Source organism: Rhodopseudomonas sp. BR0G17, assembly GCF_010907025.1.
Taxonomy (GTDB): Bacteria; Pseudomonadota; Alphaproteobacteria; order Rhizobiales; family Xanthobacteraceae; genus Rhodopseudomonas; species Rhodopseudomonas palustris_H.
This window is the reverse complement of record NZ_QUML01000097.1, coordinates 1-586: the sequence shown is the minus strand read 5'-3', so window position 1 is coordinate 586 and position 586 is coordinate 1. Positions and strand designations below refer to the sequence as shown.

The 586-nt window shown below is 61.3% G+C and carries 1 protein-coding gene; it reads right to left on the bottom strand.

What is annotated here, in order from left to right; genetic code table 11:
- Positions 1 to 586: extracellular solute-binding protein (locus tag DY467_RS25360; protein WP_164639799.1), on the bottom strand; the 586-nt coding region annotated here is incomplete at both ends.

The following is a 586-nucleotide window of genomic DNA, read 5'->3' as shown; positions in this document are numbered from 1 at the left end:
ATGATGCCCTTCGGCATCACGTCGTATTTGCGGCTGAGATCGGCGAAGAACTGCGCCGATTCGACGACCTTCGGATCGTTGTAGGCAACCTTGGTGCCTTCGGGATTGGCGAGGATGGCGCCGTTCTGCGTCGTCAGTGCCTGGAACAGCCAGTAAGGAAAGCCCGAGGATGGAATTTCGAGCCCCCACTGCGTCACCGTGCCGGAGTCGTCGCGCTTGGTCAGGGTCTTGCCCATCGCGACCATCTCGTCCCAGCTCCCAGGCGCCTTGTCTGGATCCAGCCCGGCTGCCTTGAAGGCATCCTTGTTCCAGTACTGCACGATGGTCGAGCGTTGGAACGGGATTCCCCAGGTGTGGCCGCCGGTCTGGCTGTTTTCCATGAAGGCCGGATAGAACGCCTTCAGCCACTCGTGGTCGGCTTCGGATTTGGCCAGCGTGTCGATCGGCTCGATCAGGTCGTTGTCGATCAGCGTGAACATGTCGGTCGACAGCAGGATTGCGATGTCGGGGGCGTTGCCGGCCTTGGCGGCGGTGATCGCCTTGACCACCGAGTCCTGATAGCTGCCGGTGTAGACCCTGTCCCTTA